This window comes from Rhodococcus sp. PML026, from assembly GCF_000963615.1.
In the GTDB taxonomy this organism is placed as follows: domain Bacteria; phylum Actinomycetota; class Actinomycetes; order Mycobacteriales; family Mycobacteriaceae; genus Rhodococcoides; species Rhodococcoides fascians.
The window spans coordinates 822,269-842,192 of record NZ_KQ031373.1; the positions used below are offsets into that span (position 1 = coordinate 822,269).

General features: G+C 63.4%; 27 protein-coding genes. 12 read left to right on the plus strand and 15 right to left on the minus strand.

The window, feature by feature from the left end; all coding sequences use genetic code 11:
• Positions 1-39: 39 nt before the first annotated feature.
• Complete coding sequence (locus VF34_RS14570) at positions 40-474, minus strand: PaaI family thioesterase (protein ID WP_045841571.1); 435 nt, start codon at positions 472-474, stop codon at positions 40-42.
• 56 nt (positions 475-530) lie between these two features.
• Here VF34_RS14570 and VF34_RS14575 point away from each other — a divergent pair, with 56 nt between their 5' ends.
• Positions 531-1,151 (plus strand): TetR/AcrR family transcriptional regulator, encoded by a 621-nt coding sequence (locus tag VF34_RS14575; RefSeq protein WP_045841572.1) that lies wholly within the window; start codon positions 531-533, stop codon positions 1,149-1,151.
• A 187-nt stretch (positions 1,152-1,338) separates the two neighbouring features.
• On the plus strand, positions 1,339-1,863 hold the full coding sequence (locus VF34_RS24710; protein WP_157889867.1) for an HD domain-containing protein: 525 nt from the start codon (positions 1,339-1,341) through the stop codon (positions 1,861-1,863).
• Here the strand turns inward: VF34_RS24710 and VF34_RS24370 are convergent.
• Positions 1,847-2,470: a luciferase domain-containing protein gene (locus tag VF34_RS24370; protein ID WP_156158525.1), complete on the minus strand. Its 624-nt coding sequence runs from the start codon at positions 2,468-2,470 to the stop codon at positions 1,847-1,849. The genes VF34_RS24710 and VF34_RS24370 overlap by 17 nt on opposite strands.
• A 182-nt stretch (positions 2,471-2,652) precedes the next feature.
• Here VF34_RS24370 and VF34_RS14590 point away from each other — a divergent pair, with 182 nt between their 5' ends.
• Positions 2,653-2,928 carry a PLD nuclease N-terminal domain-containing protein gene (locus tag VF34_RS14590; protein ID WP_027495096.1) on the plus strand — a complete coding sequence of 92 codons (276 nt, stop codon included), beginning with the start codon at positions 2,653-2,655 and terminating at the stop codon, positions 2,926-2,928.
• Here the strand turns inward: VF34_RS14590 and VF34_RS14595 are convergent.
• Positions 2,921-4,315 (minus strand): aminotransferase-like domain-containing protein, encoded by a 1,395-nt coding sequence (locus tag VF34_RS14595; RefSeq protein ID WP_045841573.1) that lies wholly within the window; start codon positions 4,313-4,315, stop codon positions 2,921-2,923. The genes VF34_RS14590 and VF34_RS14595 overlap by 8 nt on opposite strands.
• On the opposite strand from VF34_RS14595, the gene VF34_RS14600 reads away from it, so the two are divergent.
• Both VF34_RS14600 and VF34_RS14605 read left to right on the plus strand, forming a co-directional pair.
• Positions 4,314-5,255 (plus strand): DMT family transporter, encoded by a 942-nt coding sequence (locus VF34_RS14600; RefSeq protein WP_045841574.1) that lies wholly within the window; start codon positions 4,314-4,316, stop codon positions 5,253-5,255. The two genes, VF34_RS14595 and VF34_RS14600, sit on opposite strands and share 2 nt — an antisense overlap.
• Positions 5,252-6,472, plus strand: coding sequence for a pyridoxal phosphate-dependent aminotransferase (locus VF34_RS14605; protein ID WP_027495099.1), 1,221 nt, complete (start codon positions 5,252-5,254; stop codon positions 6,470-6,472). The genes VF34_RS14600 and VF34_RS14605 overlap by 4 nt, the downstream gene beginning before the upstream one ends.
• Positions 6,473-6,475: 3 nt before the next feature.
• On the opposite strand, the gene VF34_RS14610 is transcribed toward VF34_RS14605, so the two are convergent.
• Together VF34_RS14610 and VF34_RS14615 are read right to left on the minus strand one after the other, a co-directional pair.
• Positions 6,476-6,673: a helix-turn-helix transcriptional regulator gene (locus VF34_RS14610; protein ID WP_027495100.1), complete on the minus strand. Its 198-nt coding sequence runs from the start codon at positions 6,671-6,673 to the stop codon at positions 6,476-6,478.
• Complete coding sequence (locus VF34_RS14615; RefSeq protein ID WP_094621841.1) at positions 6,670-7,077, minus strand: hypothetical protein; 408 nt, start codon at positions 7,075-7,077, stop codon at positions 6,670-6,672. The genes VF34_RS14610 and VF34_RS14615 overlap by 4 nt, the downstream gene beginning before the upstream one ends.
• Before the next feature lie 181 nt (positions 7,078-7,258).
• Here VF34_RS14615 and VF34_RS14620 point away from each other — a divergent pair, with 181 nt between their 5' ends.
• Complete coding sequence (locus tag VF34_RS14620) at positions 7,259-8,200, plus strand: DUF808 domain-containing protein (RefSeq protein WP_032367693.1); 942 nt, start codon at positions 7,259-7,261, stop codon at positions 8,198-8,200.
• Positions 8,200-8,685 (plus strand): GNAT family N-acetyltransferase, encoded by a 486-nt coding sequence (locus tag VF34_RS14625; RefSeq protein WP_045841575.1) that lies wholly within the window; start codon positions 8,200-8,202, stop codon positions 8,683-8,685. Before VF34_RS14620 ends, VF34_RS14625 begins: the two co-directional genes overlap by 1 nt.
• Positions 8,686-8,695: 10 nt before the next feature.
• Here the strand turns inward: VF34_RS14625 and VF34_RS14630 are convergent, their stop codons facing one another.
• The 4 genes from VF34_RS14630 to VF34_RS14645 all read right to left on the minus strand — a co-directional run bounded on the left by VF34_RS14630 (position 8,696) and on the right by VF34_RS14645 (position 10,631).
• The gene (locus VF34_RS14630; RefSeq protein ID WP_032373455.1) at positions 8,696-8,908 is read right to left on the minus strand and encodes a hypothetical protein; all 213 of its coding nucleotides are present in this window, start codon (positions 8,906-8,908) and stop codon (positions 8,696-8,698) included.
• An 8-nt stretch (positions 8,909-8,916) separates the two neighbouring features.
• Entirely contained in the window at positions 8,917-9,504 is a 588-nt protein-coding gene (locus tag VF34_RS14635; protein ID WP_032373456.1) for a helix-turn-helix domain-containing protein, read from the minus strand.
• A 62-nt stretch (positions 9,505-9,566) separates the two neighbouring features.
• The gene (locus tag VF34_RS14640; RefSeq protein WP_230593519.1) at positions 9,567-10,241 is read right to left on the minus strand and encodes a DUF1109 domain-containing protein; all 675 of its coding nucleotides are present in this window, start codon (positions 10,239-10,241) and stop codon (positions 9,567-9,569) included.
• Between the two features lie 18 nt (positions 10,242-10,259).
• Complete coding sequence (locus VF34_RS14645) at positions 10,260-10,631, minus strand: VOC family protein (RefSeq protein ID WP_032367695.1); 372 nt, start codon at positions 10,629-10,631, stop codon at positions 10,260-10,262.
• Between the two features lie 62 nt (positions 10,632-10,693).
• On the opposite strand from VF34_RS14645, the gene VF34_RS14650 reads away from it, so the two are divergent.
• Entirely contained in the window at positions 10,694-11,128 is a 435-nt protein-coding gene (locus tag VF34_RS14650) for a MarR family winged helix-turn-helix transcriptional regulator (RefSeq protein ID WP_032373608.1), read from the plus strand.
• 2 nt (positions 11,129-11,130) lie between these two features.
• Here the strand turns inward: VF34_RS14650 and VF34_RS14655 are convergent, their stop codons facing one another.
• The 3 genes from VF34_RS14655 to VF34_RS14665 are packed head-to-tail and all read right to left on the minus strand — an operon-like array spanning position 11,131 to position 13,142.
• Complete coding sequence (locus VF34_RS14655; protein WP_045841576.1) at positions 11,131-11,940, minus strand: alpha/beta fold hydrolase; 810 nt, start codon at positions 11,938-11,940, stop codon at positions 11,131-11,133.
• A 30-nt stretch (positions 11,941-11,970) separates the two neighbouring features.
• A complete protein-coding gene (locus VF34_RS14660; RefSeq protein WP_032373458.1) occupies positions 11,971-12,693 on the minus strand; it encodes a pirin family protein in 723 nt (240 codons plus the stop codon).
• Complete coding sequence (locus tag VF34_RS14665; protein ID WP_032373459.1) at positions 12,690-13,142, minus strand: MarR family winged helix-turn-helix transcriptional regulator; 453 nt, start codon at positions 13,140-13,142, stop codon at positions 12,690-12,692. The genes VF34_RS14660 and VF34_RS14665 overlap by 4 nt, the downstream gene beginning before the upstream one ends.
• A gap of 85 nt (positions 13,143-13,227) precedes the next feature.
• Between VF34_RS14665 and VF34_RS14670 the strand changes: the two genes are divergently transcribed.
• A complete protein-coding gene (locus VF34_RS14670) occupies positions 13,228-13,719 on the plus strand; it encodes a VOC family protein (RefSeq protein WP_032373460.1) in 492 nt (163 codons plus the stop codon).
• Positions 13,720-13,753: 34 nt separating this feature from the next.
• Complete coding sequence (locus tag VF34_RS14675; protein WP_045841577.1) at positions 13,754-14,536, plus strand: pirin family protein; 783 nt, start codon at positions 13,754-13,756, stop codon at positions 14,534-14,536.
• On the opposite strand, the gene VF34_RS14680 is transcribed toward VF34_RS14675, so the two are convergent.
• Positions 14,533-16,098, minus strand: coding sequence for a Na+/H+ antiporter (locus VF34_RS14680; RefSeq protein WP_045841719.1), 1,566 nt, complete (start codon positions 16,096-16,098; stop codon positions 14,533-14,535). The genes VF34_RS14675 and VF34_RS14680 overlap by 4 nt on opposite strands.
• 32 nt (positions 16,099-16,130) lie before the next feature.
• Entirely contained in the window at positions 16,131-16,934 is an 804-nt protein-coding gene (locus tag VF34_RS14685) for an SDR family oxidoreductase (RefSeq protein WP_045841578.1), read from the minus strand.
• Between the two features lie 35 nt (positions 16,935-16,969).
• On the opposite strand from VF34_RS14685, the gene VF34_RS14690 reads away from it, so the two are divergent.
• Both VF34_RS14690 and VF34_RS14695 read left to right on the plus strand, forming a co-directional pair.
• The gene (locus VF34_RS14690) at positions 16,970-17,770 is read left to right on the plus strand and encodes an ABC transporter ATP-binding protein (protein ID WP_045841579.1); all 801 of its coding nucleotides are present in this window, start codon (positions 16,970-16,972) and stop codon (positions 17,768-17,770) included.
• Positions 17,767-19,350, plus strand: a complete 1,584-nt coding sequence (locus VF34_RS14695; RefSeq protein WP_045841580.1) for a hypothetical protein — start codon at positions 17,767-17,769, stop codon at positions 19,348-19,350. Before VF34_RS14690 ends, VF34_RS14695 begins: the two co-directional genes overlap by 4 nt.
• Here VF34_RS14695 and VF34_RS14700 read toward each other — a convergent pair.
• Positions 19,342-19,902 (minus strand): sugar O-acetyltransferase, encoded by a 561-nt coding sequence (locus tag VF34_RS14700; RefSeq protein ID WP_045841581.1) that lies wholly within the window; start codon positions 19,900-19,902, stop codon positions 19,342-19,344. The two genes, VF34_RS14695 and VF34_RS14700, sit on opposite strands and share 9 nt — an antisense overlap.
• Between the last annotated feature and the right edge of the window lie 22 nt (positions 19,903-19,924).

The following is a 19,924-nucleotide window of genomic DNA, read 5'->3' on the forward strand; positions in this document are numbered from 1 at the left end:
TCATCGATCGTCACATGTTCTGCGGTCTCTGCCCAGAGTTCAGCCGACTTTGTAGGTTCCCGTGCCGGTTGCGACGAGGCGGCCGGATTCGGTCCCGACGATGTCGACTCGACACGTCTTCAGGCTCCGACCCGCGTGTATCCGAGTACCGACTATATCGACGCCCTCGGCATATACCGGTTCCATGAACTGCACAGACATGGAGACCGTGACGCCCCGAAGCTTCTGGGGCACTGCGGATCCGGCCCATGCTGCGGTCATGATCCCGATATCGATACAGCCGGCGATCACGCCGCCGTGCAGCATCTGGCCGACGGTGGACAGCTCGTCGCGGTACGGCAGCCGCAGTCGAGCTGTGCCCTCGTCGATGTCGACCAGCTCGATGCCCAGTTGCTGCACGAACGGTGATTGCGGGAGAAACATGGTCATCGCGGCGCTGCCGCTGTCCGGTGTCAGTACTTCGTTGGCTGTCATCGCTACCCCTCTATCGTAATTGGATTCCGATATCGGAATCAGAGTACGATAAGCTTGTGGTCTTGGATACCCCCACCGACAAGCGGAAGCGTCGAACACACACTGCGGTGCTCGACGGCGCTCGTTCGCTCTTCCTACGCCACGGATATCGGGCAACGACGATCGAGATGCTGGCCACCGCAGCCGATGTGGCGGTGAGTTCGATCTACGCAAACTTCCCCGCCGGCAAGGTGGACATCTACGCCGCTCTCGCGTGGCGAACCGCCCAGAGCCACGCTGAGCAAATGACTGCCCCCACCGATGCGGTCGATTCTGCGCACGTCGTTGCCGAGTTCCTCGATCGCTACATCGCGTTTCACCGCGACGATCCATTGGCGTTGCGGCTGCTGGCGCTGACGGATGTGGACAAGTCCGAGTCCGCGTCGGTCGGTGAGGCGAAGGAAAAGATCGACACTGCGCTCGGTGAACTCACTGATTCGGTGACGCGTGCGGTGGAGGACGCCGGTGCCGACGTCCTCCCCCGTGCACTGGTTCTGAATGCCTGGGCGGCGATGAACGGTGCTGTGTCACTGCATCAACGACGCATCGTCGATCGATCCATGCTCGACGCCATGCTCGCGATCACGCGGGCGGATATGCTCCGCCACCTGAAGGGAACACCCGATGAAACCCGGTGAGCTGAGCGCAGGTCATCGTGCGCGAATAATGGCAGCTGCTGTGCGAGAACAACCCACTATGTTGCCCGGTACCGTGCTCGGTCCCCGGCGACGTTCGGCGGGTTCCGCATGGCACACAGTCGATGCTCCGGATTCACGGTTGTGCCGGGAAGCACTGGAGGAGGCCAGAGAGTGCCTCAGTGAGCCCATGTTGATGCACAGCGTGCGGTGCTGGCAGTACGCGTCGGCGTTTGCGGTCATCGACGGTCTACGGCCGGATCGGGAGGCGCTGTACGTCGCGTGCCTGTTGCACGACATAGCTCTCGGCGCAGAACAGAACCCGGTGGCTGGATGTTTTGCGGTGATCGGAGCCGGGAGAGCCGAAGAGTTCGTCCGCCGACACGAAGGCGACGACCGAACGGCGCAGATCGTCCACGAGACTGTAGCCAGGCACATGGACGTCGAGACACCGATGGGATCGGAGGCGGCCCTGCTGCACGATGCGGCACACCTGGACGTCAGTGGCCGTCGGATTCGAGACCTCGATCCGCACTGCGTGGATGTCATCGAATCCAGCTATACGCGAGAAGGTTTCGCTGCAGACTTCGCATCCAGGATGAAGATCGAATCGAGAAGGAGACCGCAGTCGACGGCTGCGACCTTGTGGCGCTCAGGAATGTACCCGGCGATGAAGGCGAACCCCCTGGAGCGCAGGGTCATATCGTCGAAGTAGCTGTTGCGCGATGGATGATCTGTTCGATTCGATCTGCGTCGTCGGAGTCTCTCGGTGCGTAGAGGAAGACGTAGGTTTCGGGAAGTCCGAGGCCAGGGCGTCCGGCGAGGGGGTGTAGCTCACCCCAGCCCGCGGAGATGACGGTTTGAGCATCGTCGGGCTGCATGACGACGTGCATCGATCCTTCGGTCTCGTGGACGTGGAGTATCTCGCCGTTGGTTCGCGAAATCCACGGTGCAGCAGCGGTGACATCCGTCAGATACAGCGCGTCCCCTCGCCTCTCGAAGTGGCTGCGCGCCAGGTGGTATCGATTGTTCGTGCGCGCTTCGGTAGCAACTGCGCCGGTGATCCTGTCTGTCAGTACGGGCGTAGCACGGTCGGTCAGCTGGCGATGTGGAATCGGGTACGGGGCGATCGTCGGACGTGGTCCTCGGCGCGGTTCGAGGTGCCAGTGCCGGCCTGCGCGCGACGCGCCGGCGACGGTCATAAGATCACGTCTGGACAACGGTCGTAGCGCGGTGGCGATCAACCACCCACCGACGTTGGCCGGTAAGCCACCCGGCCCCAAGGCCCTCCACGTCGTGTAGTCGTTCTTGACGGTCTGCACAAGTCCCCCCCCAGGTCGTATACGTCCGCACCACGGTAACTGCGCGACGACTCCGGCGGTAGGCCTACATCGTCCGATGTACGACGAGATACACGTGCAGACCGATGTGCAGGAACGTTCGGGTCCATAGCGTTGTGGTCGTCAACGAAACAGCGAAGAACAAGCACAGCAGAGGAACCGTCATGCACGCCGCAGTACTACTTTCACAACAACACTCGACCACCGAGCAGGTACTCGGGTTCGGGCTGGGAACCATCGTCTTGGTGGCAGTGCTCGGCGCGGTCGTTCTGTTCGTCGCCGCGCTCGTCAGCATCCTTCGCTCACCCAATTACAGTGTCGCAGGCCGTGCGGTGTGGATCTTCGTCGTGCTCGCGTTTCCGTTTCTCGGGCCTCTGGTCTGGTTCGTATGGGGCCGCACCTCGACGTTCGCCGTCGAAGCGTCGAACAGTCTCAGATGACCGATCCGATCGTGCGTGCCGCATCCGGGAACTCACCGGCGTTCGAGCCCGCGTAGTTCAACCGCAGGAACTTGCCGGTGGGTTCGGCCGGGAAGTAATCGTCTCCCGCACCGACGATGACACCCGCCAATTTGCATTTGTGCACAACGTCTTCCAGGTCGATGTCGTCACGCAGGCGCATCCACAGATTGAGTCCGCCCCGGGGTATCCGATCGAGATGACCGCGAGGAGCGAACTCGATCAGGCTGTGGGCCAATAGGTCTCGACGAGCTTCGAGTAGCGTGCGTAGGCGTCGTAGGTGTGTGCGCCAGGCGGGTTGAGTGACGACATCGAGAGCGACGGTTTGCAGGATGCCGCTGACGTACATCGATTCGGCTCCCGTGTCGGCGAGGATACGTTCGTGGGCCGGGCCACGAGCGATCAAGCCTGCCAATCGAATCGACGGTGATACGACCTTGGTCAGCGAACGCAGGTACACCACATGTCCGCCGTCGTCTCGTGCGGCCAATGGGCTGGGTTCGGCGGTGATCCCGAAATCGTGGGCGGAGTCGTCCTCGATCAGGAACGCGCCGTGTCGTCGAACGATGTCGAGCACACGTTCGGACAGGTCCGGAGACCACTGCGCTCCAGTGGGGCTGGCGAAGGTCGGTTGAGCGTAGAACGCCCGCGCGCCGGACTCGGCGAATGCCTGCTCCAGCGCGTCCGGGTCGGGTCCGTCGACCCCGGTGGGGACCGGGACCACGCGAACGCCTGCCTGCGTTGCCGCCAGAATCGCTCCCCAGTACGTCGGTGATTCCATGAGAAGTGGGCGTCCCGCACCGACGAGCGCCCGAAAGGCCGTGCTCAGGCCGGTCTGGCTGCCCGGGATGATGACCACGTCGCTGGCCGAGGGCGGCGTGACGCCCAGCGGGGTGGAAGCGCCGAGTTCCGCGGCGAACCAAGCTCGAAGCTCGGGCAGACCTGCGGTCGGTGGCCGGGCAACCACTGCGTCGGTGCGTGAAGCTCGGGTGAAAGCAGCGTGAACGAGTCGCTCCGGCAACAGCTCTCGGGCCGGGTAACCGGAATGCAGAGCGATCACGTCACTCGACGTGGACTGCAGTGCGGCGGGGAGTTGCAATCTGTTTCCGGGTGCACCGAGCGCGGCAGTCTGCCACCCGTAGTCGTTCGGGCGGGCCGTGTGCACGGTCTTGACGAATGTTCCGACGCCAGGCCGTGTTTCGATGACACCCTGCGACATGAGCGTGCGCAGTGCTTTCTGCACCGTCACGGGGCTGGCCGAATGCTGGGCCACCAGCGCCCGAGTGGATGGCAGCTTCGCCTCGGGCGGGGCGGTTGCGATCCAGGTTCGCAGTGCGGACACGATCCGGGAACTGCTATCGTCGGACATGACACAGCATAGTAGCGCTACCCAGCTCGCGCCGGGACTGCTATCCCGAGCCGGCCTCTTGTGGGGACTGTTGGGTGTCACGGCGTTCTCGTTCACCGTGCCACTGACTCGGATCGCCGTGACCGGTGGCCTGTCGCCGCTGTTCGTCGGGTCCGGACGCGCCGTCGTCGCCGCGGCTCTCGCTGCTGCCGCCCTGGCCCTGACCTCGCAACGGTTGCCACGCGGACGGCAATGGGTTCGACTGGGTGTCATCGCGGCCGGGGTCGTCATCGGTTTCCCCGTGCTCACGTCGTTCGCTCTGACCACCGCCTCCGCCGGCCACAGTGCCGTCGTCATCGCGCTTCTGCCGGCGGCGACCGCGGCCTTCGCCGTCGTCCGCGAGCGGCAACGCGTCCGGCCGATGTTCTGGTTGGTTGCGGCCATGGGTGCTGCGGTCGCTGTCGGATTCGCGGCCGTGCAGGGCGGCGAGGTCGCCGGACTGGCGTGGTCGGATCTGCTTCTCCTCGGAGCCGTCGTGGCGGCCGCGATGGGATACGCGGAGGGCGGGCTGCTTGCGCGTGAACTGGGAGCGTGGCAGACGGTCTCGTGGGCGCTTGTCGTCTCCGTTCCGGTGACCGGAGCGATGACGGCGTTCGCGTGGTGGCATCAACCCACGAGCGGAGGTGTCTCGGAGTGGGCTGCGTTCGCCTATCTGGCCGTCGTGAGTATGTACCTGGGGTTCTTCGCCTGGTATCGGGGGTTGGCCATCGGTCCGATGTCGAGCGTGAGCCAGGTGCAGCTCGTTCAGCCGGTGCTGACGATCTGCTGGGCCGCGATCCTGCTCCACGAGGGACTGACGTGGCCGGTGGTCGTGGGTGGAGCAGCGGTCATCGTATGTGCAACAGTGGCGGTCCGAACTCGGATGTCGCCGTCCGTTCGACAGGAGGAACTTTCGTCATGACGCGATCGATCGATCAGGCACGCAAGCTCGAGAATGTTCGCTACGACATTCGTGGCCGCATCCTGGACAAGACCGAGGAACTCGAGGAGCAGGGGCACAAGATCCTGCGCCTCAACGTGGGCAACCCGGCCCCGTTCGGTTTCGAGGCACCCGACGAGATCATGATGGCGATGATTCGCAATCTGCCTACCGCGCAGGGATATTCCGACTCGCGGGGCCTGTTCTCGGCGCGCACCGCGGTGGTGCAGTACTACCAGACCAAGGGCCTGAGCGACCTCGACGTCGGCGACGTCTACCTGGGCAACGGGGTCTCCGAGCTGATCACCATGACGATGCAGGCGCTGTGCAACCCCGAGGACGAGGTGCTGATCCCCTCCCCCGACTACCCGCTGTGGACGGGCTCGGTGGCTCTCGCCGGAGGCACACCGGTCCACTACTTGGCAGACGAGACTCAGGACTGGGCTCCGGACTTCGAGGATCTGGAATCGAAGATCACCACGCGTACCCGGGCCATCGTCGTGATCAATCCCAACAACCCCACTGGTGCGGTGTACTCACGCGACGTTCTGCAGCGTTTCGTCGACCTCGCGCGCGAGCACGATCTGATTCTGCTCGCCGACGAGATCTACGAGAAGATCGTGTACGACGGTTCCGAGATGACCAATCTCGCAACTCTCACCGGCAAAGATGTGCTGTGCCTGACCTATTCGGGGTTGTCGAAGGCCTACCGAGTGTGTGGATTCCGTGCCGGATGGCTGGCGATCACCGGTCCACGACGCCGTGCGGCGAGCTTCATCGAGGGCATCACGTTGCTGTCCAACATGCGCATGTGCGCGAATGTGCCTGCACAACATGCAATACAGACGGCGCTCGGCGGCCGTCAATCGATCGAGGACCTTCTGCTGCCGACGGGTCGGTTGACCGCACAGCGGGATCTGGCGCATCGAATGCTGAACTCCATCGACGGGATCAGCTGTGTGCAGGCTGCGGGCGCGCTGTACATGTTCCCCAAGCTTGACACCGACCGTTTCGGCATCGTCGACGACGAGAAGTTCGTCCTCGACCTGCTCGAATCCGAGAAAATCCTGGTCAGTCACGGTCGAGCGTTCAATTGGGATGTGCCCGACCACTTCCGGCTCGTCACTCTGCCCAACGTGGACGATCTCTCGACTGCACTCGAGCGGCTCGGTAACTTCATGAGTTCGTACTCGCAGTAGTGCTCAATTCTTATCGGGCTCGAACAGGTCCTCGATCGTGCAGTCGAAAGCTGCGGCAAGGCGAAAGGCGACGGGCAGGCTCGGGTCGAACCGCTCCTTCTCGATCGAGATGATCGTCAGTCGGGTGACGTCGATGCGCTCGGCCAATTCGCTCTGAGACCACCCCTTCTCGGTGCGACGACGTCGAACATCGTTCTTCACTCGGACAGGGCCCGGTAGCGCGCGAACGCGTACCGCGCAGTGAACGATGCGAACGCAGCCAGCAGCAAGCCCGTCAGAAGCAGCGTGGCCGGGGGATCGACTCTTGCGATGGACACCACCGCAAGAGTCAGACCCAGTACGGTCACCAGATCGGTGGCTGTACCGCTGGACGCGGATGTCGTCCAATGGCTTTCGATGCTGTCGCCCGAGGTGTAGGTCTGGTCGGCAGTGACCGGCGCGACGAACAGTATCCAGCCCAGCATCGCGCCGAAGGGCAGCGCGGTGACGCCGAACACCAGCGCGGAAACCCCTGGCGCGATGGGTGACACGAGCCAGGCGAGCAGTGCCGTCGCCGATGCAGTGGCCAGGCCGACAGCGGCGACCGATATCCATCTGAGTCTCACCTGAATGCTCCGTTCGTTGGTATAGCTCGCTATACGTATAGGAAACCATACATCCCACTCCGATGTGTGGTCCGCAGCGAGCTACTGGCGGTATGGTTCGAGCACGTGGATTGCCGGATTTCGGCGTCGTACTCAGCCCTAGGAGCCTGATCGTGCATTCGTCTTCACTCGGAGATCACTGATGGCCGGCGGACTGGTAGCCCTGCTCGACGACGTGGCCGCGCTGGCACGGCTGGCGGCAGCATCGATCGACGACGTGGGAGCCGCTACCGGCAAAGCGACGGCCAAGGCCGCCGGTGTCGTGATCGACGACGCAGCGGTGACCCCGCAGTACGTTCGCGGCCTTGCTGCCGAGCGGGAACTCCCGATCATCAAGCGCATCGCCGTCGGCTCGCTTCGCAACAAGCTGCTGATCATTCTGCCGATCGCCCTGCTGCTCAGCCAGTTCCTCCCATGGCTGCTGACGCCCATTCTGATGCTCGGTGGCTGCTACCTCAGCTACGAGGCAGCGCACAAGATCTGGGGAGCACTGTTCGGTCACGGCGATCATCACGCCGAGGCAGAGGACGAGCCGCGGGACGAGGACAGCGTGGTGTCCGGTGCCGTTCGGACCGACCTGATTCTCTCCGCCGAGATCATGGTCATCGCTCTCGACACCATTGCGAGCGAGGGCTTCTGGAGTCGCCTCATCATCTTGGCGGTCGTCGCGGTGGTCATCACCATCGTCGTCTACGGCGTCGTCGCACTCATCGTCAAAATGGACGACATCGGTCTGAAGCTGGCCGAGGGCTCATCCGGGTTCGTCGAGAAGTTCGGCCGCGGACTGGTCAAGGGCATGCCGAAGGTGATGGCAGTGCTATCGGTCGTCGGCACCGCAGCCATGCTGTGGGTCGGTGGGCACATCCTTCTCGTGGGCATCGACGAGCTCGGTTTTCACCCTATCTACGAGCTGGTGCACCACGGTGAGGATGCGGTGCGTGGGGTCGCGGGTGTCGGCGGAGTGCTGGCGTGGATTGTCAACACTCTCGCGTCGGCAGTCATCGGTGCGATCGTCGGCTGCATCATCGTCGTTGCGCAGCTCGGGATCTCGAAGGTGCTCGCCAAACGGGCCGCCGCGAAGTAGTGCCTGTATCGGCGACGTTCGCCGTCGTTCATCCCTCCTCGGAGCCGGCGCTCGACATCCTGTTTCGCTACAACGTCGATATCGTCGGACGCTTCTACGGCCGCGAGGCGTCGGACGAGGAAGTACGACGAGTCATGGTCGACGAGCCGAGTGACGATCTCGTGGGTGATTCGGGCCTGTTCGTGGTCGCATACCTGGGCGCGACGCTGGTCGGTTGCGGTGGTGCTCGCTTCGTCTCCGACGACATCGCAGAACTGACCCGGGTTTTCGTCGACGCGCGTGCCCGTGGAAACGGCGTCGGGGCGTCGGTCGTCGAGTTCGTCGAGGAATCGGTCCGCCAATCGCGCCGCAAGACAATGCGATTGGATACGCGAGCGGACCTCGTCGAGGCCCGGGGCCTGTACTCCAAGCTCGGCTATCGGGAGGTGCCGGCATTCAACGCCGAGCCGTATGCCGAGGTATGGCTGGAAAAGCGACTGCTTTGAACAGCTTTCGTCACCGACGAGCCAGCTCGAGGACCCGTCGCTCGGACAGGGAGACATCGGCGAGCGATGCGGTCAACTCGTCCCACGCCTTCTGAACGCGGAGTTCATCTCGGCGGAGGCGCTTCTGCGCAGCAGCGAGTCTGCGCCGCTCGGCCAGAAGCACATGCCGATCGCGATCTTGCTCGGCCAAGAGGAGGTACGTGTGCGGATCGAACGGATACATGCCAACTCCTAAGGTGTAGTGGGGAATCCATGCATCAGCACCATCACGTGTTCACGCTCCCCCGAGGTCGCGTTCTCGCCGTGTCGACGCCATTTGTCGATGACGGCACGCATCTCCGTGCCCATCTTCTTCGTCTCCTCGGCGGTGAGCCGCAGGACGTCGTCGGAGCTGAAGGCCGCCGATACCCACTCTTGGCCCCACGACTCGGAAGTCCGGTCGAAATCACGCAACCGAGACCACTGGTGCGCCAACCAGGAGTCCTTGGACGCCTTGGCGACCGACAGTGACTCGGGCGAGTCGGAGAAGTCGTTCTCGGACCAGCTGAAGCCCTCCTCATTGGCCTCCGACCACCAACGTTGGCGCTTGTCCGAGCCGTTCTCTACCTCCTTCACGAACCCGTGCTCGGCGAGTTTGCGCAGGTGATAACTCACCGAGGCGGGTGACTCGTCCACCAGATCGCCGAGCTGGGTTGCCGTCATCGACTTGTTGGCGCGGAGTGCATAGAGCAGACGTAACCGGATGGGATGCGTCAGCGCTTTCAGCTCGGACATGTCTGTCAGCTTGCGCGGCGTCCGGGACGGAGGTGGTGGGCTCATGCAACAACCATAACCCGAAAGAAATATTTCGCAATAGTTCTTTCGGGTCTGCGGTTGGGGTATCAGTCCCGCCAGATGGCCGAGAATTCGTACCAGGGACCGTCCAGGTGCGTGGCGGTGAAGTCGTCGAATCCCGCGGGCGGTCCACCTGGTGCATACGCCCAGCCCGAGGCGCTCATGAGGGAGAAGCCGCCGTCTTCGGTGAAGTAGACCTCGCCGCCAGATGTGGCGCGTGCCGAGCTGATGTCGAACGGGCCGATCTCGATGTGTTCGCGGCTACTCGAGGGCTGTGCACTCAATTCTCGCGCAACGGCCTCGAATTCGTCGCGATGGTCCAGCATATTGTCCGGTGGCAGCAGTACCAGAACAGCCGCTGCCAAGCCCACCACCACCGGAGCCGACGCTATCCACCACGACCATCTTCGATCCTGGCCGACGACGTGGAGGGTGCGAATTGCCCAGATGAGCCCGACGATCAGCAGCACCAGGATCGACGACGCGCCGGCGAGGAGCGGATCGAACCAGGCGAACTGTCCGTAGGGCGAGGGCCACCAGTTCCTGGACACGCATACCCACGTGACGGCGGCGATCGTGGTGAACACCAGCAGGATCGGCCCGGGCGGTTTCGAGGCTTTTCGAGGTGCGTTCGCCGACTCGATGAGGCGGTTCTTCAGGCGCTCGATGATGGTCGTGTTCCCTACGCGTCGGAGGTGGCATCCGCGCTCAGGGTCCCACATTTGTCGATGACTTCGGGGCTAACTGCTGTGCACGGTGACGGCGTATCCGTCGGGGTCACGTAGGACGAAGGTCTTTCCGAAGGGGCCGTCGAAGGGGGCGGTCACGATCGTCACGCCGGCGGCGACGAGATTTTCGTGGAGCGCTTCGGCGTCGTCGCACACCAGCCAGAGGGCAACTCCGAGTCCCGGCTGACCACTGTCGAGATCCGTTTCGGGAGCGGGGTTTCGGACGGCGAACGGTATCGGTGAGGTGGTGAACACCACTGCGCCGGGTGGTGCCTGGGGTGCGCGGACGAGGCCCAGCTGCGATTCGTAGAAGTCTGCACTGACGGCGAGGTCACGTACCTGGAGGGAGAGGAAGCTCGGTCCGGAAACGGTTGCAACGGTCATGTCGTGTCCTTTCGGTAGTTCGTCAAGTTCTTGACGAGATGAACGTATGTCAAGATGTTGACATGAGTCAAGTGGATGTCGACACCTCGATCGGTTACGCCCTCAAGCGGGCCACGTCCGCCCTGCGTTCGGCGATGGACGAGTGCCTACGCGATCTCGATATCACCGTCTCGCAGTACTCGAGCCTCGAACTCCTCGCGCACAAACCGGGACTGTCCAACGCCGAACTCGCGCGCGCGGTATTCGTCAGCAGGCAGGCAACCCATCAACTGCTGGCCGGGCTCACACGCGGCGGCCTGGTGGAGATCGAGGGGGTAGGTCGAGACCAGCGTCTGTACGTGACGACCCTGGGCAGGGAGCGCCTGCGGCAAGCGTCGGCCGCTGTCGCTGCGGTGGAACACGCCATGATTGCGTCGCTGTCCAAGAGTGAGCGAGAAGTGTTGCACCGCAGCCTTGTTACGTGTGCTGAGGCTCTGGACGGGCGCGAGCAGTCGTAACCTCAGTCGATCGAGTCGAGGAATTCCAGCATCGCTGCATTGAACTCCTTCGGCCGGTCCATGTTGGCAGCGTGACCGCAGTTCTCCAAGACCACAGATCGACCACCCGAATTGAGCTTCGCGGACTCGGAAGCATGTGCAGCAGGCCAGAACTGGCTGTCGCGTCCGGCGATCATGAGGTACGGCCTATCGGTACCGGACATGGTTGCGCGCCAGTCCTGCGCCGCATGATCGGCCAGTAGCGCCTTCATCGGGGCCGTGTCGGGTGATGCTATCTTCGGCATCGCGCGCAATGCAAACGCGAGTTTCAGTAGTGCAGGCACCGACTTCCACTGCGGTCGGCCGTGGCCCGTGTCGGGTATTCCGCTGTCGAAGAACGACGTTCGATTGCTGTCGGTCAGACCGTAGAAGCCGTTCGACCAATCGTCGCTGTTCGCCATCTTCGGTGTCTGATCCACCGACACGATGGCTCGAACGCGGTCGGTGCCGAACTGCGAGACGTACGACCAAATGGTGTTGGCCCCCATGGAACCTCCGATCAAGACGGCTTCGTCGACGCCCACCTCCGAGAGGAAATTCGCGATATCGCGTCCGTGCCGCTCCATCGACGCTCCGTGTGTCGGTGCATCGGAGGTGCCGTGACCCCGTCGATCGAGGGCCAGAACACGGTATCCGGCTCGCACCAACGCTTTCTGCTGCAACATCCAGGTGGTCGCCGGTGCGCAGAAGCCGGCGACGAGAACCACGGCCGGGCCGGTGCCCTCGTCGAGATAGTTCAGGGAGACGGCATCGTCGGTGACAACGGTTGGCATGGTGAATCTCCCTGTGTCAGAAGAACTCGGTCAGGCGAAGCCGGCGTGCATTTCCCAAATCAAGATCTCGCTCGCCGTCGATGCTGTCACACGGTGACCTCCGGTGGCGGTGAGTCGGACCGCGTCGCCCTGGGCAACGTCTCCGACGGTCTCGAACTCGGCGGAACCGTCGGCGACGAAGACGTGACCGTACGGCGCGTCAGGGACGGTGACGGACTCCCCCGGTGCGAGTCGGGCGGCATGCAGCGTCGCGTAGCGGTTGCCGATCCGAACGCCGCCGCGGCCCGGCATGCCGGACGCCACCGGAACCAGCTCGCCGTTCGCCAGCTGGTCCTGGACGTCCAGCTCTTCGTACGAGGGGTCGGTTCCATCGGTGTCGGGTGGGATCCACATCTGCACCACGCGCAGCTTTTCTCGGCTGGTCCGGCTCGACGCATTGGTCTCGGTGTGGCGAATTCCGGTTCCGGCACTCATGCGTTGAACGAGACCGGGGTAGACCATTCCCGAATTGCCCTCGGAATCAGTATGTTTCAGCGTCCCCTCCAACACCCACGTGACGATCTCCATGTTCTCGTGCTGATGGGAGTCGAACCCCTCGCCCGGGAACACCGTGTCCTCGTTGTGCACCATCAGTAGCCCGTGCGCATTGGCCGCGAGGTCGTAATTGCCGGTGGCGGGAAACGACTGCTTCGAGTCGAGCCACTCGTTCCACCAGTGATGGCGTTGTGCACCGCGTATGTGAGTCACGGTCACGATGCGTGGTTCCGCATCGCCGTGAAAGTCCGGGTCAGAGCCGCGAGATCGTTCGGGTCCACCAGATCGAACATTTTCCCTCGCACTGCTTCGACGTGTCCCGGGCTGGCGGCGGCGAGGGTGTTCATGCCCGCTTCGGTGAGTTCGGCGGACATTCCTCGCTTGTCGTCGTCGCATTTGACGCGCGTGACCCAGCCGTTGTCGACCAGTCGGCTGATGGCCCTGGTGACGCCGCTGCGAGTCGTGGTGACGGCGTCGGCCAGTTCGCTCATTCGTCGGCGACGGTCGGGCGCTTCGGACAGCACGACCAATAGCTCGAAGTCGGTGAAGGAGATCCCGGAGTCGCGTGTGAGTTGATTGTCGAGGTCGCGAAGCAGCAGCCGCGTCGCATCGAGGTATGCGCGCCAGGCCTGCTGTTCGTCGGCACCGAGCCACCGTGGTGAGTCCATGCCCCCATGCTAGTTGACAACGCAACTAACGGGTGTACTCTTCTCGGTAGTTGACGAAGCAACTACTTGACCGGAGGCTGAAGCGATGACCGAGACAGATCCACACACCACAGAGCGGGACCGCATCCGTCAGCAGTACATGAAGCCTGCTGGCGAGCGTCCGGCATCGTCTGCCCGCGGACTTCATCACACGGCATTGGTCAGCAGCGATGTCGAGGCGACCGTGCGGTTCTACCAAGACCTGCTCGAGTTCCCTCTGACCGAGCTCATCGAGAACCGCGACTACCCCGGCTCCTCCCACTTCTTCTTCGACATCGGCAACAGCAACCTGTTGGCCTTCTTCGACTTCCCGGGCCTCGACGTCGGTCCGTACGCGGAGGTGCTGGGCGGCCTGCACCATGTGGCCATCAGTGTCGAGCCCACCCGCTGGGAGCACCTGCGCACCAAGCTGATCGACGCGGGAATCGAATTGATCGAGCACAGCGAGGTCTCGCTCTACTTCCGCGATCCCGACGGCGCACGGCTCGAACTCATCGCCGATCCGCTCGGTGAGATGTACGGCTCGCACGTTCTCTGAGAACAAACCTACTTTCGAGATTCGAGGCAATGACATGACCTCTGCAGCAACCACACTCGACATCCGCCGCGCCGACGACCGATTCAAGACCAAGATCGGCTGGCTCGACTCCAAACATTCCTTCTCGTTCGGCAATCACTTCGATCGCGGTAACACCCACCACGGCGTCCTCATGGTCAACAACGACGACATCGTCACCCCGGGGATGGGATTCGATACCCATCCGCACCGCGACATGGAGATCATCACCTGGGTTCTGCAGGGATCGCTGGTGCACCAGGACTCGATGGGTCATTCCGGCGTCATCTACCCCGGCCTCGCGCAACGCATGAGCGCGGGCACTGGAATTCTGCACTCGGAGAAGAACGATTCGTGGCGACTCGGCGATACTGCCGGCTCGTATGCGGGTAAGCACGGCGATCCGGTTCGCTTCGTCCAGATGTGGGTCGTGCCCGACGAGCAGGGCATCACGCCCGGGTACGAACAGCTCGAGATCGACAACGAATTGCTCAGCGGTGGTTTGGTTCCCGTGGCCTCCGGCATGCCCGACCATGCTGATCACGCAGCCATCCGCATCAAGAACAAGTACGCCGCCATGCACGTGGCGCGCCTACAGCCCGGGCAGGCTCCGGTGGAGATCCCCGACGCACCGTTCGTGCACATCTTCGTGGCCGAGGGTGAGGCGATGCTCGAGGGAGTCGGACCCCTCGCGCAGGGCGACGCCGTGCGCGTCAGCGGAGGTGGCGGTCAGAAACTGAGCACTGCCAGTGGCGCCGAAGTGATCGTCTGGGAGATGCACGCCGCGATCGCCGGTTAATCGGTCTCTCGGTGTGGGCGGAACGAATGCTCCTCGTGGTCGAGTTCGTGTTCGAGGCTGCGCATGCTGTTGTCCGGTAGCCGGCCGGCATCGCGCCAGCAGAGCAACTCTTCTCGCTCCACATCGAGGATTCGGCGGCGCGTACTCATCGCGGCAATCTGTTCCGGTGAGATGACCGCGTCGCCGACGTCCGTCTCGTCGAGATGATCGAGTCGACGGTGGTAGCGGTCGATGCGATGCTCGAGCTCGCTCCGCAGGATCTCCCGGCCCTCGTCGTCGAGGTTCTCTTCGTCGGCGATGCGATCGAGCTGTGACAGTGCAGCTTTGGCCGATCCCTCACGTGCTTCGTTTCGCAGACGCGCCTCTGCGGCGGGGTCCGCGACGACGTTCAGCTTGCGGACCAGTGGAGCGAACGTGAGGCCCTGTCCAAGGACCGTCACCAGCACGACGAGAAATGCGCAGAACAGCAACAGGTCTCGGCTCTCGAACGGCTCGCCCGAGTCGATCGTCAGAGGGAGCGTGAACACCGCGGCGACGGTGATGACGCCGCGGGTGCCGGCCCAGCTCATCACCACCGCCTCGCGTGGGGACAGCCCGGTCGTGAGCAACCACAGCGGACGCAGCAGGAGCACGCCGGCCAGAGTGACCGTGACCGCGAGAGCGATGGTCGTTCCCGAGTAGGCCGAGAGGCCGCCGACCACGGTGGGCAGTTGCTCACCGATGAGCAGAAAAACGAATCCCTCCAGCAGCAGATCGATCAGTCGCCACACAGCGCTGGTCTGCAGTCGGCTGGCCCCGGAGATGGCGTGGCGGGTGTGGTGCCCGATCACCAGAGCCGCGACGACCACGGCGAGAACACCCGAGGCGTGAACTTCCTCTGCCGCCAGGTAGGCCACGAACGGCGTCGCCAGCGACACGATGTTGAGCAGCAGTGAATCGTGAACGTAGCGCTGTACGAGGCGAATAAGCAGGGCGACGACCAATCCGACGACGATTCCGCCGGCCGCAGCCAACACGAACAACCCACCCGCGTGGACGAAGGTCATGTCCTGACTGGATATTGCGGCGATCGCGACGGTCAGCATCGTCAGCGCCGTCGCGTCGTTCAGCAGTCCCTCACCTTCGATGAGGGTGACGAGTTTCGGTGGGATACCGGCGCGACGACCTACCGCAAGGGCGGCGACCGGGTCCGGCGGCGCAACCGCGGCACCGAGCGCCATACCGGCGGCCAGGGTGATGCCCGGAACGAGCAACCACATGCCGACGCCCACGAGGGCAGCGGTCGCCACCACGAGGGCGACCGACAGACTCAGGATCGTCCAGACGTTGCGGCGGATCGCGATCAACGAGGAGTTCAGCGCGGCGCTGTAGAGCAGCGGCGGAATCACCAGAGTCAGCACGACTTCGGGGTCGAGAACGATGTCGGGCAACGCCGACGCCGAGACGGCCAGGCCGGCCAAGGTCAACAACGCTGCCGCGGGCAGCGCCGTCTTCTTCGAGATCACCTGCGCGGCGACGATCAGACCCGTAGCAGCCAGGACCAGGCCCAGAGTTTCTATCACCCGGCTGTATTCCACCAGGTCAGGGGTTCAAACTATCTCTTCAGCCCGAACATCTTCGCGATCGTCTTCTCCATGAATGTCGCCGGCAGCAACCGTCGCGCCAGAAACACGACCGGTGCGTTGCTTCCTCTGGCGTACAAGGGTTTCGGCTTGTCGGCCTCGATGGCCTTCAGTACTACTTCGGCGACGTCCTCGGCGGAGATTCCGGTTCCTTCCTTACGATCCAGTGACGAGATCGCTGTGTGGAAGTCGTCACGGTGGACCGAATCCGCTGCGATGTACTTGGTGCGGCGTTCGCTGATTCCGGTGTTGATCGATCCCGGCTCCACGGTGGTCATCCACACGCCGAACGGAGAGAGTTCCAGCCGCGCTGCGTCGGAGAAGCCCTTGATGGCTGCTTTCGTCGACGCGTACGAGGAGCGGTAGGCGAGCGGAAAGCTCGCCAGCATCGACCCGACCATGACGATGCGGCCGTACCCGCGCTCACGCATGCCGGGAATCACGTTCTGCGACAGCGTCACTGCGCCGAACACGTTAAATTGGAACAATCGCTCGATGGCGTCGGTCGGCAGTTCCTCGAAGGGCCCGGACTGGCTCTCTCCGGCATTGTTGACCAGAACATCGACGGCGCCCAGCTCGGCAACGAATGCGCCGATCGACGTGGTGTCGGTCAGGTCCAGAGCTCGATACTCGACGCCTGCTGCCCGTTGATCGGAGGTCATCGAATCCGGATTCCGAGAAGTGCCGATAACTCGGTAGCCGCGGGCGACCAGCGCCGACGCGACGGCCCTTCCGATGCCCGACGAAGCTCCGGTGACCACTGCGGTGCGATTCATGCCCAGATGGTACCGGTGCAGTCGGTTCGTAGCGCATGACGAAACCGCCCATACCGGCTAGTCTGTTACCCGTGCAAACGAATCCTCCCGCTTTGCTGCTCGAGCACATGTGCATGGCCTTCGGCCCCAAGATTGCGGTCGACGACCTGTCGTTGATGGTTCCACCCGGGTCGATGTTCGGGTTGGTCGGCCCCAACGGTGCTGGTAAGACGACCTGTCTGTCCATGGCGGTCGGGCTGCTCAGACCGCAGTACGGCCGAAGCCTCGTTTTCGGGCGTGACGTCTGGGCCGATCCGATCGCGGCGAAGGAGCTGCTCGGCGTGCTACCCGACGGACTGACATTGCCTTCCCAGTTCACCGGCCACGAACTCCTGACCTACATCGGTCGACTGCGCGCGATGCCGGAGGACGTCATCGCGCAGCGTCGCGACGAGCTGCTGAACGCGTTGGGTCTCGCCGATGCCGGCGGAACCGTCATCGCCGACTATTCCGCCGGAATGACCAAGAAGATCGGACTGGCGTCGGCGCTGTTGCACGGGCCTCGCCTCTTGGTGTTGGACGAGCCCTTCGAAGCCGTCGATCCCATCTCGTCGACGACGATCCGCAACATCCTGATTCAGTTCGTTCGCTCCGGTGGCTCGGTGATCCTGTCCAGTCATGTCATGGCCCTCGTCGAACGGCTGTGCTCCCACGTCGGTGTCATCACCGGTGGTCGAGTCGTGGCGGCGGGAACGGTCGATGACGTCCGCGCCGGTGGCACCCTCGACGACGCCTTCGTGCGCCTCGTCGGCTCCCGAGACCAGAACCCGGACGGCTTGTCCTGGATGCGCTCGTGAAGTCGGTCGGTCGCACCGTCCTGCAGATGCGAATCACGCTCTACCGCAGGCAGTTCAAGGGCGGACAAGCAGTGGTCAAGACCGTGTTCGGGTTGCTGGGGCTGGCCCTCGCGGTTCTCGTATGCGTGATGGCGGCCCGAACCGACGCGTCGCAGGTATTGGTGGGCGGCACCGCAAGCCTCGGACTGACCCTGACGGGCCTGAGTTGGGTGCTCTTCCCGGTGCTGTCGGGTATCTCCGACGACAACATCCAGCCCCGCCACTTCCAATTGCTGTCCGTCGATCCTGCGCGACTGGCCCGTGCACTGCTGACCACGTCGGTGATCGGCATGGTGGTTCCGCTGACGATCGTTGCGGCGGCGTCCATTCCGATTTACGCCGCGTCCCGGTCGGTCGCAGCATTGCCTCTGGCTCTGGTGGCCTGGCCCGCGACGGTGGTGTTCTTCGTGACGCTGTCACGGGTGGTGACGCTGGCCATGTCGCAACTACTCAAGAGTCGCCGCAGCCGCGAGTTCGCGTTGCTGGCGTTCGGCGCTGTCTTCGGAGGCCTGTACTTCCTGCAGTTCCCCATCACGCAGAATCTGGATCGTGTGCTGTCGGGTGAGGTGACGTGGCCGCTCACACTGGCCCATTCGATTCCCTTCGGCTGGGGTATCACCGGCGTCGATGCTGTGCTGGAGGGCAATTGGCTGTTGGCGATCGGCGCGGTGGTGGGATTGCTGCTGCTGGACGTCACACTGGTGTGGGCCTGGCAGCGACTGGTTTTACGCCACTTCGAGGGGCGAGTCTCGACGTCGTCGGGATCGACCCGTAAGCAGACCGCAGAGAAGGGCCGCGACGGTGCAACAGGGTGGCGGGCAACGCGCGTCGGCGCGGTAGTGACGCGAGAGCTGTCTCTGTGGCGCGGTGACATGCGTCGTCGGAGTCAGCTGCTGTCGGTGCTGATTTTCGCGGTGCTGGCCGGCATCGGCCCGCTGGTGACCGACTCGATTCCGTTCAGCGCAGCCTGGGGTGCGTGGATCGCGATCTTCATGGCGATGGGTGCGGGATCGAATTCGTACGGTCTCGACGGTGGTTCGATGTGGCACCTGGTGATGATTCCGCAGGCTCTCCCCGACGACATCCGTGGTCGGCAGATCGCCTGGTTGCTGGTCGCGACCCCCTTCGCGATCGTGCCGGTCGTGGTGGTTCGAGTGTTCGGTGATCTCGGGCTCGACCGATGGGAGATCCCTGTTGCCGTGACGATCTCGATGCTCGGAGTCAGCGCCGGTCTGACCGCCGTGAACTCCGTACGCGGTGCCTACCCGGTGCCCGAAGCTACGAAGTCGTTCTCGATGAACACCCGAGGGTCGTTCACCGGAAATGCATTCGTATTCCTCATCCTCGGGATAGTGGTCCTGGCCGTGTCGGTCGTGCCCGCACTGCTTCTCGCACTGCTCCTTCCGGGAGCGTGGGCGTATCTGTCCATCCTGGTGGCCGTAGCGATCGGCTGGCTGGGGATGTGGTGGGGCGCGCGAATGGCAGTCGGCACGCTGGTTCGTGACTCCGACAGAATCCTGAACTCGGTGATCTCACGGTAGTGCGCGGATCGCCCGACACGGGTTCCCTGCAGCGAACGTATGCGGCGGTACGTCGCGGGTGACGACACTTCCGGCTCCGATCACCGAGTTCTCTCCGATCGTGACTCCGGGACAGACGATGACGCCTCCGCCGAGCCAGACATTGTCTCCGATAGCGATGGGAAGGGCGCTCTCCCAACGAGATCGACGAGCATCGTGGTCCTCCATGGGATGCAGCGCCGTCAGTAGCTGGGCCCGTGGACCGATCGAGACGTCGTTCCCGATGGTGATGGGCGCGCAGTCCAACAGAATGGCGTCGTAGTTCAGAAAGCTGTTGGACCCGATGGAAATGTATGTGCCGTAGTCGCATTGGAATCGCGGCATGATCCACGAGTCCGCTCCGATGGAACCAAGTAGTTCGCCGAGCAGTTCACGTCTTTCTGCGTCCTGGTCCGCCTCGGTTGCGTTGAATCTGTCGAGCAGCTTTCCACACGACACCCGAGACGCCACCAAGTCGGGATCATTGTCTCGATAGAGTTCGCCGCGCAACATCCGGTCCCGATTCTCGCTCATGGACCAGAGGCTATCTTTGTCC

What these genes read in the sequence shown, in the direction of transcription:
- VF34_RS14570 (WP_045841571.1), bottom strand. Translation starts at nt 474, where the DNA reads ATGACAGCCAACGAAGTACTGACACCGGACAGCGGCAGCGCCGCGATG.
- VF34_RS24710 (WP_157889867.1), top strand. Translation starts at nt 1,339, where the DNA reads ATGTTGATGCACAGCGTGCGGTGCTGGCAGTACGCGTCGGCGTTTGCG.
- VF34_RS14590 (WP_027495096.1), top strand. Translation starts at nt 2,653, where the DNA reads ATGCACGCCGCAGTACTACTTTCACAACAACACTCGACCACCGAGCAG.
- VF34_RS14600 (WP_045841574.1), top strand. Translation starts at nt 4,314, where the DNA reads ATGACACAGCATAGTAGCGCTACCCAGCTCGCGCCGGGACTGCTATCC.
- VF34_RS14595 (WP_045841573.1), bottom strand. Translation starts at nt 4,315, where the DNA reads ATGTCCGACGATAGCAGTTCCCGGATCGTGTCCGCACTGCGAACCTGG.
- VF34_RS14605 (WP_027495099.1), top strand. Translation starts at nt 5,252, where the DNA reads ATGACGCGATCGATCGATCAGGCACGCAAGCTCGAGAATGTTCGCTAC.
- VF34_RS14620 (WP_032367693.1), top strand. Translation starts at nt 7,259, where the DNA reads ATGGCCGGCGGACTGGTAGCCCTGCTCGACGACGTGGCCGCGCTGGCA.
- VF34_RS14630 (WP_032373455.1), bottom strand. Translation starts at nt 8,908, where the DNA reads ATGTATCCGTTCGATCCGCACACGTACCTCCTCTTGGCCGAGCAAGAT.
- VF34_RS14635 (WP_032373456.1), bottom strand. Translation starts at nt 9,504, where the DNA reads ATGAGCCCACCACCTCCGTCCCGGACGCCGCGCAAGCTGACAGACATG.
- VF34_RS14640 (WP_230593519.1), bottom strand. Translation starts at nt 10,241, where the DNA reads ATGTGGGACCCTGAGCGCGGATGCCACCTCCGACGCGTAGGGAACACG.
- VF34_RS14645 (WP_032367695.1), bottom strand. Translation starts at nt 10,631, where the DNA reads ATGACCGTTGCAACCGTTTCCGGACCGAGCTTCCTCTCCCTCCAGGTA.
- VF34_RS14650 (WP_032373608.1), top strand. Translation starts at nt 10,694, where the DNA reads ATGAGTCAAGTGGATGTCGACACCTCGATCGGTTACGCCCTCAAGCGG.
- VF34_RS14655 (WP_045841576.1), bottom strand. Translation starts at nt 11,940, where the DNA reads ATGCCAACCGTTGTCACCGACGATGCCGTCTCCCTGAACTATCTCGAC.
- VF34_RS14665 (WP_032373459.1), bottom strand. Translation starts at nt 13,142, where the DNA reads ATGGACTCACCACGGTGGCTCGGTGCCGACGAACAGCAGGCCTGGCGC.
- VF34_RS14670 (WP_032373460.1), top strand. Translation starts at nt 13,228, where the DNA reads ATGACCGAGACAGATCCACACACCACAGAGCGGGACCGCATCCGTCAG.
- VF34_RS14675 (WP_045841577.1), top strand. Translation starts at nt 13,754, where the DNA reads ATGACCTCTGCAGCAACCACACTCGACATCCGCCGCGCCGACGACCGA.
- VF34_RS14685 (WP_045841578.1), bottom strand. Translation starts at nt 16,934, where the DNA reads ATGAATCGCACCGCAGTGGTCACCGGAGCTTCGTCGGGCATCGGAAGG.
- VF34_RS14690 (WP_045841579.1), top strand. Translation starts at nt 16,970, where the DNA reads ATGACGAAACCGCCCATACCGGCTAGTCTGTTACCCGTGCAAACGAAT.
- VF34_RS14700 (WP_045841581.1), bottom strand. Translation starts at nt 19,902, where the DNA reads ATGAGCGAGAATCGGGACCGGATGTTGCGCGGCGAACTCTATCGAGAC.